This is a genomic window from Tellurirhabdus bombi (assembly GCF_021484805.1).
GTDB classification, from domain to species: Bacteria; Bacteroidota; Bacteroidia; order Cytophagales; family Spirosomataceae; genus Tellurirhabdus; species Tellurirhabdus bombi.
The window spans coordinates 1,754,551-1,768,948 of record NZ_CP090557.1; the positions used below are offsets into that span (position 1 = coordinate 1,754,551).

The 14,398-nt window shown below is 50.9% G+C and carries 10 protein-coding genes; 7 read left to right on the plus strand and 3 right to left on the minus strand.

Features of this window, described 5'->3' with window-relative positions; translation table 11 throughout:
- Positions 1-4: 4 nt before the first annotated feature.
- From L0Y31_RS07580 to L0Y31_RS07590, 3 genes are all read right to left on the minus strand, one after another.
- Positions 5-1,336, minus strand: a complete 1,332-nt coding sequence (locus L0Y31_RS07580; protein ID WP_234736512.1) for a c-type cytochrome — start codon at positions 1,334-1,336, stop codon at positions 5-7.
- Positions 1,337-1,435: 99 nt separating this feature from the next.
- Positions 1,436-3,145: a SusD/RagB family nutrient-binding outer membrane lipoprotein gene (locus L0Y31_RS07585; RefSeq protein WP_234736513.1), complete on the minus strand. Its 1,710-nt coding sequence runs from the start codon at positions 3,143-3,145 to the stop codon at positions 1,436-1,438.
- Positions 3,146-3,170: 25 nt separating this feature from the next.
- Positions 3,171-6,476: a SusC/RagA family TonB-linked outer membrane protein gene (locus L0Y31_RS07590; RefSeq protein WP_234736514.1), complete on the minus strand. Its 3,306-nt coding sequence runs from the start codon at positions 6,474-6,476 to the stop codon at positions 3,171-3,173.
- Positions 6,477-6,670: 194 nt separating this feature from the next.
- Here L0Y31_RS07590 and L0Y31_RS07595 point away from each other — a divergent pair, with 194 nt between their 5' ends.
- The 7 genes from L0Y31_RS07595 (at position 6,671) to L0Y31_RS07625 (ending at position 14,366) form a co-directional block, all read left to right on the plus strand.
- The gene (locus tag L0Y31_RS07595; RefSeq protein WP_234736515.1) at positions 6,671-7,909 is read left to right on the plus strand and encodes an ROK family transcriptional regulator; all 1,239 of its coding nucleotides are present in this window, start codon (positions 6,671-6,673) and stop codon (positions 7,907-7,909) included.
- On the plus strand, positions 7,906-8,415 hold the full coding sequence (locus L0Y31_RS07600) for a thioredoxin domain-containing protein (protein WP_234736516.1): 510 nt from the start codon (positions 7,906-7,908) through the stop codon (positions 8,413-8,415). Before L0Y31_RS07595 ends, L0Y31_RS07600 begins: the two co-directional genes overlap by 4 nt.
- Positions 8,416-8,442: 27 nt before the next feature.
- The gene (locus L0Y31_RS07605) at positions 8,443-9,873 is read left to right on the plus strand and encodes an alpha-L-fucosidase (protein WP_234736517.1); all 1,431 of its coding nucleotides are present in this window, start codon (positions 8,443-8,445) and stop codon (positions 9,871-9,873) included.
- A gap of 110 nt (positions 9,874-9,983) precedes the next feature.
- A complete protein-coding gene (locus tag L0Y31_RS07610) occupies positions 9,984-10,898 on the plus strand; it encodes a hypothetical protein (protein WP_234736518.1) in 915 nt (304 codons plus the stop codon).
- Positions 10,895-11,815, plus strand: a complete 921-nt coding sequence (gene miaA / locus L0Y31_RS07615) for a tRNA (adenosine(37)-N6)-dimethylallyltransferase MiaA (protein WP_234736519.1) — start codon at positions 10,895-10,897, stop codon at positions 11,813-11,815. The genes L0Y31_RS07610 and miaA overlap by 4 nt, the downstream gene beginning before the upstream one ends.
- Positions 11,816-11,825: 10 nt before the next feature.
- On the plus strand, positions 11,826-12,893 hold the full coding sequence (locus L0Y31_RS07620; protein ID WP_234736520.1) for an alpha/beta hydrolase: 1,068 nt from the start codon (positions 11,826-11,828) through the stop codon (positions 12,891-12,893).
- A 9-nt stretch (positions 12,894-12,902) separates the two neighbouring features.
- Positions 12,903-14,366 carry a leucyl aminopeptidase family protein gene (locus L0Y31_RS07625; protein ID WP_234736521.1) on the plus strand — a complete coding sequence of 488 codons (1,464 nt, stop codon included), beginning with the start codon at positions 12,903-12,905 and terminating at the stop codon, positions 14,364-14,366.
- Positions 14,367-14,398 lie beyond the last annotated feature (32 nt).

Here is a 14,398-nt window from a genome sequence, read left to right on the forward strand (position 1 = left end):
GAAGTTAGTGAAAGCGCAGGTTCTCGTCTCCGGGTTCGTAAGTCGTGTAAATTAGAATCAGGGTCATCATCTCCTGATCGCTCCGCATCTGCCCGTCCGACGTGATGAGTTGGGCCGGTTTGTTAGGGTTCATCGGGTTCGCGTCGGTGTTGTCGTAGGTGCCAACCACATTGACTACCGCGCCCGTTGGGATGATGACCGGTTTCTCGTAGCGGTATAATTCCTGCCAGCGGAAATCCCATTCCGGGATGTGGACCAGTTTCAGGGTGTCGGCATTGGGCAAGGTGGCGAAGGCCGTAAATTCCTTGCCGATCTGGTGCATGTGCGGCCAGGCGTAGAGCAGTGTGATGGGTTTGTTCTGGTAGGCAACTTTCAGGCTACAGGTTTTCACTTCCCCACCAAACAGCAATAGAGGCGGCTTGATTTCTTTTTCAGCAATTCCGCCCGAACCGAGGCTAATCACGTTGACGGTTCGTTTGATGGGTGTTTTCTTAAAGAAGAAATTCACGCCGCTAATGGCTTCTTCGTCTTTTCCGGCTGGACCAAAATGGACCGTTAACAGCACGACACCCCGTTTAGGCATCACCCAGCCCATGTCGCTCGGGTAGGTTTCTGCCGAAGCGCCTGGGATCCAGCCGCCGTAATACGTCATTTTTTTCTTGTACGGCATCCACTCCTGATAATGCCAGGCGTCTGGGGAATTCAGGTCCACCTGTTCAATGGTTTTGGTCAGGGAAATAGTGGTGTCGGGGACTGGGTGGATCGCGAAGTTGGCGTGGTGAATGATTTTTTTATTGGTCGAGGTAAATTCCAAGGCCTCAACGTTGGCTTCCTGAGCAAGTTCAAAAGGAATTTTAAACACCATGAACCGCTCTTTGCCATCGCCCTGCTGCATAAACGGTTTGGCTAGCTTTAAGGTCAGATCGGGGGCTCGGTGGTAACCCGTACCGACTTGAGCGCGGGCCTGAAATTTTTCCTCCGCCTCACGCCGGACTTTGCCTTTCGGCAGCCCTGCGTCGATCCAGCTGGTGATGGCATTGACTTGCTCAGTGGTTAAACTGCGCTTGTTGGCAAAGGCTACGTAATGATCGTCGTTACGCCAGGGAGGCATGTAGCCGCTACTGATTACTTTTTTAATGAATGTAGCGCGTTTTGCCACATCTTCGTAAGTAATAAGCGAAAATGGAGCCGCTTCGCCGGGGCGGTGGCAGACAGCGCATTTCTCGTGAACTAGGGGCTGAATATCCTGGTAAAAAGTTTGTTTCTGTGCAATCGCGGCTTGCCCCCAAACCAGGCAAATCAATCCAATCAGGCTACCCGCAAAAAGCTGTCGCATGGCTATAAAAGAAAATAACCACCCCACCAACGTTGGCGGGGTGGACTATTGATTGACGAAAATACAAACTATCCGGCGAAATCAGCCAGCAAAGTTGGGTTAGAGTTTATCCCACCATACCCGACCCGTGGCGTCCTGTAAATCCCGGCCAAAACCAGGCTCCTTCGCCATTTCGTCGTAAGCAGCTTTCCGGTTTTCGTAGTTAGGCTCCGTTGGCGACGGAATACCCAGTGGAACGCGACGCGGTATAGTCAGCACGGCTCCGTTCGATACCAGCGGAGGCAGAACCAGCGTTGAGGTGGCGTTGGGATAACCGGTCCGCTTCCAGGTTGCCCAGCCTTCGCTTGGCTGACGCAGGAAGTGGATGTATTGCTGGCTCGCAATCAGGTCCAGTGCTTTCGCCTGGTTAAAGGCTACTTTAGGCTGGGCTAGATACGCGGCTTTCTCGGCTGCCGTCATGGGCGTATAGTTCGCTACCTGAGCGCCCTGGGCCACTGAATCATACCAGTCGAGGGATGCCGTAACGCCGGTATCATACCACGTTTTAGCACTTTCGGTTGTGATGCCGGTAGCGGCTAATTCAGCCCGCATCAGGCAGAAATCGGCGTAGTTAATCACTGGGAAATAATTACGACCTGTTCCGACCGTTCCGTTAACAGCGTACGAAGCCTGGAATAAGCGGGGCTGAATGAACGAAAGGGTATCGATTGTAGTCGTGGCATTATTGACCCGCACCGTCCGCGCGGTATAAAAGCGCTGGATGTTCTGAGCGGCCTGCGATTGGTCAGGGCTGGTAAATCCACCCACATACCGCCGCGTTGACTCTCTTGTACCTGCTGGTAGTTGTCGGTTCGCAATCAGCAAGTCAATGTTGGCTTGTGAGTAACCATTCGGCGTAAAGAAAGCATCATTGCGGGGGTCTTGCGTTTCCCACATGAAATCAACCAACGGCTTGGATGCCCGCAACACTTCCGGAAAGAAGTTGGAGTTGGCATCTCCCGTGAAACCAGCAGGAGTAGTGAATACCCAGCTATCGGCATTGCTACCCATCAGATCAGATGCGGGAGAAGCTAATACTTCCAGAGCAATTGTTTTTAACTTGGCCGGATCCCGTTTGCTCAGGCGCATGGCGATTTTAAGGCGTAACGCATTCGCCGCTTTTACCCACTGCTGGGTGTTTCCACCGTAATACTGATCGTTGGTCCCGAGGGCCACTTGCGGAGCCGTCTGCGGCGTCTTTAACGTCGTAATGGCTTCTTTTAGCTCTGTATCCAGTGTGGCAAAAAGAGTCGCCTGTGTGTCATACTTTGGCGTCTGGGTACCTCCGTAACGGGCCTGGAAAGCTTCTGTATAAGGAATGCTGCCGTGAACATCACTTACGTAGAAAGCGTAATAAGCCTTCAATACCCGGGCAATCCGAATCATGTGAACATACCGAGGCTGCTCTTCAGCAGGCAGGTTGGCCACCAGTCTTTCGACATCGCTCAGGGCGTTTCCAACAGTGGTGTAAAGTGCGTTATAGCGCTGGCCAAAGTTGTCGTAAACCTGGGTGAAATTCTGACCGTTGCCCGTTACGCCCGTTGAATATTGCATCCAGGGCATGATGCGGCGGTAAAAATCGTAGTAAGCTTCGAAGTCGCGATCGTGAATGCTAACTGTTGCATTCAGGAACTGACTCGCCGGCGGAACGCTCGTCAACCCTTCTGGGTTGACGTTTGTTTCGACAAAAGATTCTTTCTGGCAGCTTCCGAACAATAGCGTACCTGCTACCAGGAATCCAGAAACATAATTTTTATATGACGTTATCATGTTTATATAAAGTCCGATTTAAGAATTAAAGTCCGACGTTTACCGTTACGCCGATGTTCCGGCTGAAAGGCAATCCACCATACTCAGCAAATTCACCTGCCTTGTTGCTCAGCAGACCTTGCGGGTTGATGCCATCCTTGGCCGTGCGGTACAGGTAGCCCAGGTTACGACCAACCAGACTGACACGTAGCGACTGCACTTTTACTTTATTTAATAACGAAGCCGGTAGCTCATAACTTATAGAAGCTTCCCGAACAGCTACCCAAGAATTTTCAAAAACAGAATATTCCCGAATCCCTGAGCCCCAGTTCGACAAGTTGTCGTAGTAAGCGTAAGCAGGAATAGGCTTGAGGTACCCTTTTTCAACGGCATCTTTGTAGCTCATACCGCCCAGATCAATCTGCTGGCCATCAACCGTTGCGGTTACACCCGCGTTCAGGACGCCATCTGGAATGATACCGTCGTTGCGCACAACACCCTGAGCGTCAGTAAACGTAATACCGCCTGACTCTGTATCCCGGCCAGACAAACTGTTGCTGAAGCTACCGAAAGCCGATCCGTAAGCGTGGGTCGATGAGGCCATCACACCACCAATTTTAGAATCAACCTGGAACGTCGCGGCGAAAGGACCGAATTGGAAGTTGTTTACATTGCTGAGCAGGAAGTTTTCCAGCAGCGTACCCAGTTCCTTGCTGCCTTGTCCGGCGGCCTGGCTACGCAGGAAGGTCATGTAACCACCGGTTGTACCGCTGGCAGGTCCGATCAGTTTCCGGCCCTGGGCATCCCGGGCAAAAGCATACCCCGAAATAATTGTTCCGTAATCACCACCTGCTTTTGCAATCGACCGAACGTCGTTTCCGAAGGCAAGGCTCAACTCGTAGGTGCTAATTCCATCGGCCAATTCCAGAATTTTGTTCCGGTTGCGGCTAAAGTTGAACGACGTATTCCACTGGAATTTGCTCGTCTTGATTGGGGTACCTGTCAGCAAAATCTCGACACCTCGGTTCAGGATTTTACCGGCGTTAACCAACCGTTCGTTTAAGCCAGACTCCTGAGCGACAGGTAGGCGGAAAATCTCGTTCCGGGTCAGCTTGTTGTAAACTGCCACGTCGAGGCCCAACCGGTTGCCGAAGAACCGCAGGTCAGCACCCACTTCCCACTCACGGGCCAGACGGTTCCGCAAGTTGTAGTTAGGCAATACGTTATCCCGGAAACCATAGCGCTGGATTTGTCCGTTGATTGACGTGAAGATATTACCCGCTGAGTAGAAACCAGTCTGGTTCGTAATCCAGGCATCTGTATCACCACCCGTGAAACCGTAGCTACCGCGCAGTTTACCGAATGAAAGCTGATTGGGTAAGCCTTTGATGGATTGCGTGAAATCCCAGGCCAAACCTACCGATGGATAGTAGTACGAATACTGGCCTGTTCCATTGGCGTAGGTCAACGCCGATGAATAGTCAAGCCGGTTTGTGAAGTTCAGGAACAAAGCGTCTTTGTAGCTCAGGTCACCATAAGCATAGATTGCATCCGTACGCTTTGACGGAGCTAGTCGCCCTCCTGAAATATCGGCAACAACAGGGTTAACCGAGTTTGGCAGGTTGAATTCGCCAGGAATACGAAGGCCACCATCCGTCCGTAGGCGGTATTCACGTCCACCGTTGATGCGGTTGGTCTCGCCACCGAGTGTCAGGTTCAAATGGAAAAGAGGACCGAAGTCACGGCTTGCCGTTAGCAAAGCCTGGACACGGGACTGTGTGTTAGCCTGTGAATATTGCGAGTATTCTCCACCTGCGAAACCTACCCCAGCACCTAAGTTTTTATTTTCAGTAGCGTATAATTCGTTCTGGATATTGGCGCGTACAAGTCCCGTCAACCAAGGGGTGATGTTAGCTGTTACGTCAATATTTCCCCGGAAGATTTTCTCGTTGCGAGACGTCGTGTACTGGAATGTTTCCCACAAAAACTGGCTGATGCTGTATGGATCATCAACGCTGCCCGTTCTCCGGCCACCCAGGGGAGACTTGTAATTATCCATCCAGTAGTTGATGTCAAGCGTCCGGGGACGACCATACACAAACCGGAAAACTGGATTGTACGTACCACCCTGCCGAATTGGGTTCAGGTTGTCATTGAGCGTATAGTCAGCACTTACGTCCAGGTTCAGCACCTTTCCGAGTTTCTGCGTAGCGCGAATGTTAAAGTTGTTCCGCTTTAACTCTGCACCGCCCGGCATGATGGTGTTGTTGTACAGGTTCGAGTACGACGCCCGGAATGAACCCCGGTCGTTGCTGCCTTCGATGGCTACGTTATGGTTTGTGAAACGGCCAGTCTGGAAAAAGTCGAGCGGATTATTGGCTTTCCACTCCACCATGCGACCGTCCAGGTCACGAACCATGCGTCCGTCAATTTTAGGGCCGAATGAATAAGCCCAGGCGCTGTTCTGCGACTCAACTGTTTCAACGCCATCCGCTGCTTTAGGGAACGTAGGCGATAAACCGGCACCGTACTGATTCTGAACATCCACGAAGCGGTAAGCGTGTTCGAACGAAGACGTGTGGTTGTATGAAACCCCCAAGCCTTTCTGTTCGCGGCCTTTTTTGGTAGTGATAACGATAACCCCGTTCAGGGCTTCTGAGCCGTAGAGTGCACTGGCGGCAGAACCTTTCAGAACCGTCATGGTCTCCACGTTGTCAGGGTTCAGGTTTTTCATGATGTTCCCGAAATCCTGCGCGGCACCCCATGAGTCGGCACCCGTTGTGGCCGGACGAATCAGAACGCCATCCACCACAAAAAGAGGCTGCGTGTTCGGGCTCAAGGATGCATTACCCCGGATACGAATCCGTGAAGAAGACATCGGGCCACCCGATCCCTGGTCAATTTGTACCCCGGCTACCTTACCCTGTAAGGCATTCACCAGGTTAGGCGTGTTTGCCCGCGTTAGGCTGGTACCCTGAACTTCCTGCGCCGCGTACGCTAGCTTGCGTGTTTCCTGCTTTACCCCGAAGCCCGTAACAATCACTTCGTCGAGCGACTTAGGGTCTTCTTTCATGGTAATCGCAAGCGTTGTTGAATTGCCTACGGGTATTTCCTGCCGTAAATAACCTACGCCAGAGACAACCAGAACGGCGTTTGCGTTGGGAAGCGTCAGCCGGAATGCGCCGTTGGCATCCGTGCTGGTTCCGGTGGTGGTTCCCTTCACCAAAAGCGATATGCCCGGCAAAGTACCCCCCTGTTCATCTTTAACGACACCAGAGATAGTGGGTCGGTTTTGTGCTCCCGCGAACACTGAAATCGCCAGGAAAGAAAAAATGAGTAGTAGTCTGTTCATAAATGGAATAATGATGCTTACATGAAAAATCTAAAATGATTTTAAGGAAAATAATTATAGAGCCAAATTTTGTTCTTTTTTTGTATAACTCAAACGTTGTTAATTAATTTTTTTAAAATTGAATCGTGATGAGGAAATATATTTGTTAAATATTGGACTTATAAGTCACATTCTCTTAATACCAAAATACAACCATGCTTCCAGTTATCCCCATTAATGATGAATCTGTAAACCAAAAATCAGTTGTTCTTTACAAGAAAAGCCAGCATCAGAAAAATGTGCTGTCTTGTTTGTATCAGGAGGGGGCTTGTACTTTGGCCCGTTTAGCTGAAACCATTCATACCAGTGTGCCTTCGATTACAAACCTGATAGAACAGCTTACAAGTAATGGGTGGGTGAATACCATTGGCACGGCTACGGGCAACAGCGGCCGTCGTCCGGTGTTGTTTGGCCTTAAGCCAGACGGACATTATGTGGTGGTGCTGGACATCAGTACGCATGGAACCGGCTTAATGATTATCAATCCGGTGCGTCAAATCATCTTTCAGCACACCACGGCGCATGGATTGGCGGATAAGGAAGAGTATTTGGATTTTCTGGTTCAATTTGTGACGGAGACGCTGGCCAATTCGGCCATTCCCCAATCGGATATTCTGGCGATAGGGCTGGCCATGCCCGGTTTGATTGATACAAACCGGGGACTAAACCTGACCTACCCCAATCTTAAAAAAGCAGATCAGTCACTCACCGAATGGCTGGAACAACAACTATCAATACCGGCCTATTTAATCAACGATACTAAAGCGACGGCTCTGGGCGAAAATCGCTTCGGAGGCGGACAAGGCAAAAAGCACGCCTTGTCGATCAACATTGACTGGGGCGTTGGCCTCGGAATTATTCTGAACGGGGAAGTTTTTCAGGGCGCTTCCGGTTTTGCGGGCGAGTTGGGACACATCCAGGTTGACCCGGAAGGCGAGCTGTGCTACTGTGGGAAAGTAGGTTGTCTGGACACCATCACGTCGGCTTCGTCGCTGGTTCGCCGGGTGCAGCAAGCTGTATTAAGTAACCGCGTCTCGAAATTGTCGGCCTTTCAGGAAGACGTTAGCCAAATCACGATTAACCACGTTATTGAAGCGGCTCACCAGGGAGACTCCTTTGCCATTGACCTGTTGCACGAGACGGGGTACCAGCTCGGGAAAGGACTTTCCATTGCGGTCAATCTGTTTAATCCCGAAATCATCATCGTTGACGGGGTGCTGGCTGAGGCGGCTATCTTCATTACAAATCCAATTGAGCAGGCTATTAATAAATACTGTCTGAGCGGCTTCCGCAAGGAGCTAACCATCGAAGTGACGAAACTTAACGGCACAGCCAAATGGCTGGGGACCCATGCGTATGTCATGGAAAATCTGTTTACTGCTTTTGACCGATGAAGAAACGCTATCTATTTGAGGCTATTCTGGGTATGCTGATCGTTGGGTTAGTAGCTCTGAAACCGGACCCTTCGCTGCGGGTATTTATTTTTCTGGAAACAGAATGCCCGATTTCCCAGAAAACAACCCAGCGCATTCAGGCGCTGGCCGATGCCTACGCCGGGCGAGTGACTTTCGAAGCGGTTTATCCCACCGAAACCGTAACCCCGCAGGAGGTGGGTGCGTTCGAACGGGCTTATTCGCTGCGGATTCCGCGCCGACTAGACCCCCAGCACCGGCTGGTAAAGCGCTACCAGGCTACCACCACGCCCGAAGTTATTCTGGTTTCTGGGTCGGATAAAATTCTGTACCGGGGAAGCGTTGATGATCAGTTCTATCAATTGGGTAAATACCGTCCGGCGCCCACTCAGTTCTACCTCAAAGACGCCATCGAGGCCGCCCTACACAACCGGGCGGTGGCTGTTCCCAAGACCACAGCCGTTGGGTGCCTGATTAATAACCAATAAGTATTTCGATTATAAAAAGATTACACAATGAAACATAGCTACCTGACGCTCTTCATGGTTCTGCAACTGGGGGTTGCGGCTTTTGCCCAGCAGCATTCGGAACAAAATCACAGTAAGTACGTCTGGCCGAAGGACGAGTTAGTAAAGCAGAAACTCAACCAGTGGCAGAACGTAAAATTTGGTTTGCTGATGCACTGGGGGACCTACAGCCAGTGGGGCATCGTGGAATCCTGGTCGCTTTGTCCCGAAGACGAAGGCTGGTGCGAGCGCAAAGGGCCGCACTCGGCGAACTGGTACGACTACAAAAATGCTTACGAAAAGCTGCAAACGACCTTTAATCCGGTGAAGTTTAATCCGGAGCGGTGGGCGAATGCAGCCAAGGGAGCGGGCATGAAATACCTCGTGTTTACGACCAAGCACCACGACGGGTTTTGCATGTTCGATACCAAACAAACCGACTACAAAATCACGGACGCCAAGTCGCCATTTTCGGCAAACCCGCGCAGAAATGTCACCAAAGAAATTTTGGCCGCCTTCCGAAGCCAGGATTTCATGCTGGGGACTTATTTCTCGAAACCTGACTGGCACAACGAGCATTACTGGAAGCCTTATTTTCCGCCTAAAGACCGCAATGTCAACTACGATCCGAAAAAATACCCGGACGAGTGGAACAAATTCAAGGACTTTACCTACAACCAGATTCAGGAGTTAATGACGGGCTATGGCTCAGTCGATATTCTCTGGCTTGACGGCGGTTGGGTGCGACCGTTCAGTACCATCGATTCGACGGTTAGCTGGCAACGCACCATTCCATACAATCAGGATATTGACATGGCCCGCATCGCCGGTATGGCCCGGCAGCATCAACCCGGCTTGCTGGTGGTTGACCGGACCGTCTCGGGTGAGTTTGAAAACTACGTAACGCCCGAGCAGCAAATCCCCGATCATTACATGCCTATCCCTTGGGAAACGTGCATGACCATGGGGGATAGCTGGTCGTATATTCCAAAGGAAAATTTCAAATCGGCTCGTAAGCTGGTGCAGACGCTGGTTGATGTGGTGTCTAAAAATGGAAACCTACTCTTGAACGTAGCGCCCGGTCCCGACGGCGAATGGCATGAAGAAGCCTACAACCGCCTGCGGCAAATTGGCGACTGGATGCAGGTCAACGGGGAGTCTATTTACGAAACGAAACCGTTGGCTCCCTACCGCCAGGGTCAATGGGCACTAACAGGCAAAGGCGCGGTTCGCTATGCCTCATACCTGCCAACTGAATCGGAAACGACCCTGCCCGCTACGGTAACGCTGCCCATCGTGCCGACCAAATCGGTGACTTTGCTGGGTAATAAACAAACCCTATCGTGGAAGAAAACCGCTACAGGAATCACTGTTTCGGTCCCGGAAGCCGCGCGGAAGAAGCTACGCGATCAGCCCGTTTGGGTCTTTAAAGTAAGCTAATTCAAACGTTCAGTATAAACGGGTAGGTTTACGCGCTATTTTTGTTAGCCTGTAGCCTGCCCGTTTCAAAAACAGGGGATGGGCCACTACTTCGTTTTATCCCTTGAAGAATGTCCTTATTTGCAGAGCAGATTGTCAGCCAGTTATCGTTAGAAGGCATAAAATTAGAGCGTCTTTTGTCAAATAAGCGTACGCCGTTTGCTTTATTCCAACTGGTCAACTCGTCTTTGGTGCTGCATTTCATTGATTTGGACACCTACACGGTATTTCAGTCCGAACAAGACGTTCGCTTTTTCTTTCAGCAATTATCCGAAGCTTTTTCTCAGGAAGGCAAGCGCCTGATTCACCTCTGGGAAGACGTTTGGCGACAGAAACCCGCGGTTGTTCAGTCGCGTTTGCGGGCGCTGGCTGGTCAGTCGGAGCGGATTCCGGCGCGGTTGACCAAAGCCCGGCGCATTGATCGGCCCACTGCCGAGGCTTTTCTGGAAAAATCGCACCTTCAGGCACCCGTTACCGCCAAATACAAATACGGTCTTTTTTTGCCCGCACGTTATTTCCGCGTTTTGTCAGCGTCTGCCCAGGCGGAGCTTGTTTCGGAGGGAATAACGGAGTTGCTGGTGGCCGTTGCCACATTTAGTTACCCCCGACAAGTGGTTCGAGATGGAACGCCCTATCGCTCGGTCGAATTGGTGCGTTTTGCCAACCAACTGAACAGTACGGTAATCGGCGGTCTAGACAAATTACTGAAAGCCTTTCTGCTTGACCGTCAGACAAATGGCTCTGTCTTTGACGATGTGATGACCTATGCCGACCGCGATTGGTCGGATGGCGGCAGCTACGAGAAATTGGGCTTTACACGCCTGGAATTAACTGAGCCACAGCCTTTCTGGCTACACCCTAACGAGGCCATTCGTTATTATCCGCACCGTCTGCCCGCTGGCCTAGCCGAAACAGAACTGCTGCTACATGGTTACGTACCTGTTTACAATGCGGGCAGTATTAAGTTTGTAAAAATGCTGGCATGAAAAAGCTACTTGTTATACTGGGGCCGACGGCCAGTGGCAAAACGCGATTAGCCGTACAACTTGCTCACCAGCTGAACGGTGAAATTGTAAGCGTAGATTCCCGGCAGGTCTACCGCGACATGGACATTGGCACGGGCAAAGATCTGGACGAATATCAGGTTGATGGCCAGTCAATTCCCTATCACCTGATTAATCTGGTTGATGCTGGAAGGTCTTATAATCTGTACGAATTTCAGCAGGACTTTTACCGCGTTGTTCCGCAGATTCTGGCGCGGGGGCGGGTGCCGATAGCGTGCGGTGGGTCGGGACTTTACCTGGAATCGGTGCTGAAAGGACACCAGTTCACGGCTATTCCGATTGATGAAAGTCTTCGGGCAAGGCTGGAAACTCAAACGGATGATGGGTTATTAACGGTATTTCACCAGACGCCATCCATTTATTCGGAGCTGGCCGATACGTCTACCCGGAAGCGTACGATTCGGGCCATTGAGATCGCGACTTACCTCAAGCAGCATCCTGATACAAAACTAGCCGGTTTGCCGTCCTTGCCGGACTTTCAAGTGTTTGGTATTAGTCTTTCGGCTGAAATGCGTCGGCAGCGAATCACCAACCGCCTGCACGAACGGCTAAACAACGGCATGATTGAAGAAGTAAAGCACTTATTGGAGAAGGGTGTTAGCGCTGATAAACTGGTGTTTTACGGTCTGGAATACAAATTTATTACGCAGTATTTGATTGGTGAATTACCGTACGAAATCATGGTGCAACGGCTGGAAACGGCTATCCATCAGTTTTCTAAACGGCAAATGACGTTTTTTCGGAAGATGGAACGCGACGGCATACCCATTCATTGGTTGGATGGACGAAAAGTAACGGAGGAACTGGTTGGCGAAGTAACGGAATTAGTGGAACGATAACGACTTTAACATGCCTCTACATTTTGAACTGACAACGCCGGTAGACGATGATCGGCCAGTTTATATATCCGGTAACTTTTGCGATTGGGATGCTACGCTGTTTGAGATGCAGCGGACGGGCCCAAACACCTTTTTTTGTGAGTTTCCCGAACAAGTCCCGTTGCCCGAACTGATTGAATATAAGTACAATCGGGGTGGCTGGGAACACGTTGAACTGGATTTTACGGGAGAAGGAATTCCGAACCGAACGATTCATTTATCGGAGTCCTACCGCACTGATTATGTGGCCCATTGGCAATGGAACGGGTTGCCGTTTGATCCGGAAAAGGTACCTAACGTGGAGCTGCTTAGTGAAGATTTTGAGATTCCACAGCTCGAAACCACACGGCGTATTCATGTCCTGTTGCCCCATGATTACCACTCAACCGGTAAGCCATACCCTGTTTTGTACCTGCACGACGGGCAAAATCTCTTTGGCGAAGGTGCCGAATATGGCAGTTGGAATGTCGATCAGAAAATGGCTATTTTAGCTGCCCGTCGCCGCCATGAAGTCATTATTGTTTCCATTGATCACGGGGAAGGGGAACGAATTAGTGAGTTTTCTCTGCATCGAACTCGTTTTGGGCGTGGTAAAGGGCGTCAATACCTGAATTTTATTGCGAAAACCCTAAAACCGCAGATTGATGCGCGTTACCGGACCCTTTCCGACGCTACGCACACGGGAATTGGCGGCAGCTCGATGGGTGGCTTAATTAGTATTTATGCCGGCTTGATGTTTCCTGAAATGTTTGGGCGGCTGATGATTTTTTCGCCTTCCCTTTGGATTGCGCCGAAAATTTATTTTGATGCTATTCAGTTTCGGCGCTCTACGCAGACAAAAGTGTACATCTACGGAGGTGGAGCCGAATCGACCTATATGATTTCCAACCTCCAGCGGCTGCAAAGTGCCTGCCTCCACGGGGGGTGCGCCGATCTGACGGTTGAGTTGACCATTGACCCGGACGGGCAGCATAATGAAGCGCGTTGGGGGCGGGAGTTTCCCAAGGCCATTGAGTGGTTATTTTACGAGCAACAATAAAACGAAACAATGCATATTCAACTGCATACCCAGCGAACAGACGCGGAAACCACCCTTATTCCTCTGGCGCAAACCGACGATTTAGCGGAGCAACTAGTCCAAATTGCCGGGGAGGTAAATCTTCCGGCAGCTCTTTTACAACAGGATTTTAAGGCTGATTCCAAGGAGTTATTGCCGGTTTATCGGGCGGAAGGACGTAAGGTTTACCTGCTGGGTTTAGGGGAAAATCCGACGGCAATGGATTGGCTAAAGGCGTTTCGGGAAACTTTTTTTCGCCAGAAAAAGAAGCTTTCTCAAAGCGTCAGCGTCGATTTGTCGGCTTTCAGCGCGGAAGTAGTGGAAGCGGTTGTTTTGGGGATTCGCTGGGGTGGATATGATTTAAAATTATACCAGACGGATAAAGCGGCGGCTCCTGCATTTTATACGCAAGAAGGCCATCTATCGCTTATTCTGCCAGATACGCAGAAAGAGGCCGCGCAGGAAATTCTGGATCGGGCTGAGGCCATTGCTGCTACGCACCACGAAATTCTGAATCTGATGAATGCACCATCCAATTACAAAACGCCGCAAACCCTGGCGGATTGGACGCTGGCATCAGGAGAAAAATACGGTTACTCGGTAACGGTGCTGAATAAAGAACAGATCGAAGCGCAGGGGTTGCAAGCACTTTTGGCCGTGAATAAGGGAAGCGATTTGCCGCCAACGTTCATTATTGCCGAGTACAAACCAGTCGGGCAGGAAGGTCTGAAAAAGGTTGGTTTGGTCGGGAAGGGCATCACGTTTGATACGGGTGGAATTTCCATCAAGCCATCGACGAACATGCACCTCATGAAAAGCGACATGGGCGGAGCAGCAGCCGTACTGGGAACGCTGGAAGTGGCCGCTAAACTGGCACTACCGGTGCATTTGATCGGTATCGTTCCTTCAACGGAAAACATGGTGGATGGCAGCGCGACCAAACCCGGTGATGTGATTGGCTCCTACATTGGGAAAACCATTGAAATTATCGATACAGACGCTGAAGGACGCGTTATTCTGGCCGATGGATTGGGCTATATGGTGCGCAATTTCCAGCCGGATGTGCTGATTGATCTGGCCACGCTGACGGGGAATAGCATTGCCGCCCTGGGCTACCACGCCGCCGCCTTATTGTCTCAAAACGATGCGCTGTCCAATGCTCTGATAGCCGCTGCCGACCGCACGGGCGAACGCCTCTGGCGGTTGCCGCTTTGGGACGTATACAAAGAGGACATCAAGTCGGACGTAGCCGACGTAAAAAACTACAGCGGAAAGCCTTTTGCCGGGGCCATTAGCGCCGGAAAATTTCTCGAAGTGTTCGCGGAAGGGCACGAAGCCTGGGCGCACCTCGACATCGCGGGTATGGCTTACGGTGACAATGAGTTTGGTAGCCAGAAAAACGGAACGGGCTACGGAATTCGCCTACTAATTGATTTCCTGCGTCACCTTTCCTGATTAGCGCTTTTTTAATACTTTCAGGGACATCA

Coding starts and splice junctions, on each gene's coding strand:
- L0Y31_RS07580 (WP_234736512.1), bottom strand. CDS start 1,336: ATGCGACAGCTTTTTGCGGGTAGCCTGATTGGATTGATTTGCCTGGTT.
- L0Y31_RS07585 (WP_234736513.1), bottom strand. CDS start 3,145: ATGATAACGTCATATAAAAATTATGTTTCTGGATTCCTGGTAGCAGGT.
- L0Y31_RS07590 (WP_234736514.1), bottom strand. CDS start 6,476: ATGAACAGACTACTACTCATTTTTTCTTTCCTGGCGATTTCAGTGTTC.
- L0Y31_RS07595 (WP_234736515.1), top strand. CDS start 6,671: ATGCTTCCAGTTATCCCCATTAATGATGAATCTGTAAACCAAAAATCA.
- L0Y31_RS07600 (WP_234736516.1), top strand. CDS start 7,906: ATGAAGAAACGCTATCTATTTGAGGCTATTCTGGGTATGCTGATCGTT.
- L0Y31_RS07605 (WP_234736517.1), top strand. CDS start 8,443: ATGAAACATAGCTACCTGACGCTCTTCATGGTTCTGCAACTGGGGGTT.
- L0Y31_RS07610 (WP_234736518.1), top strand. CDS start 9,984: ATGTCCTTATTTGCAGAGCAGATTGTCAGCCAGTTATCGTTAGAAGGC.
- miaA (WP_234736519.1), top strand. CDS start 10,895: ATGAAAAAGCTACTTGTTATACTGGGGCCGACGGCCAGTGGCAAAACG.
- L0Y31_RS07620 (WP_234736520.1), top strand. CDS start 11,826: ATGCCTCTACATTTTGAACTGACAACGCCGGTAGACGATGATCGGCCA.
- L0Y31_RS07625 (WP_234736521.1), top strand. CDS start 12,903: ATGCATATTCAACTGCATACCCAGCGAACAGACGCGGAAACCACCCTT.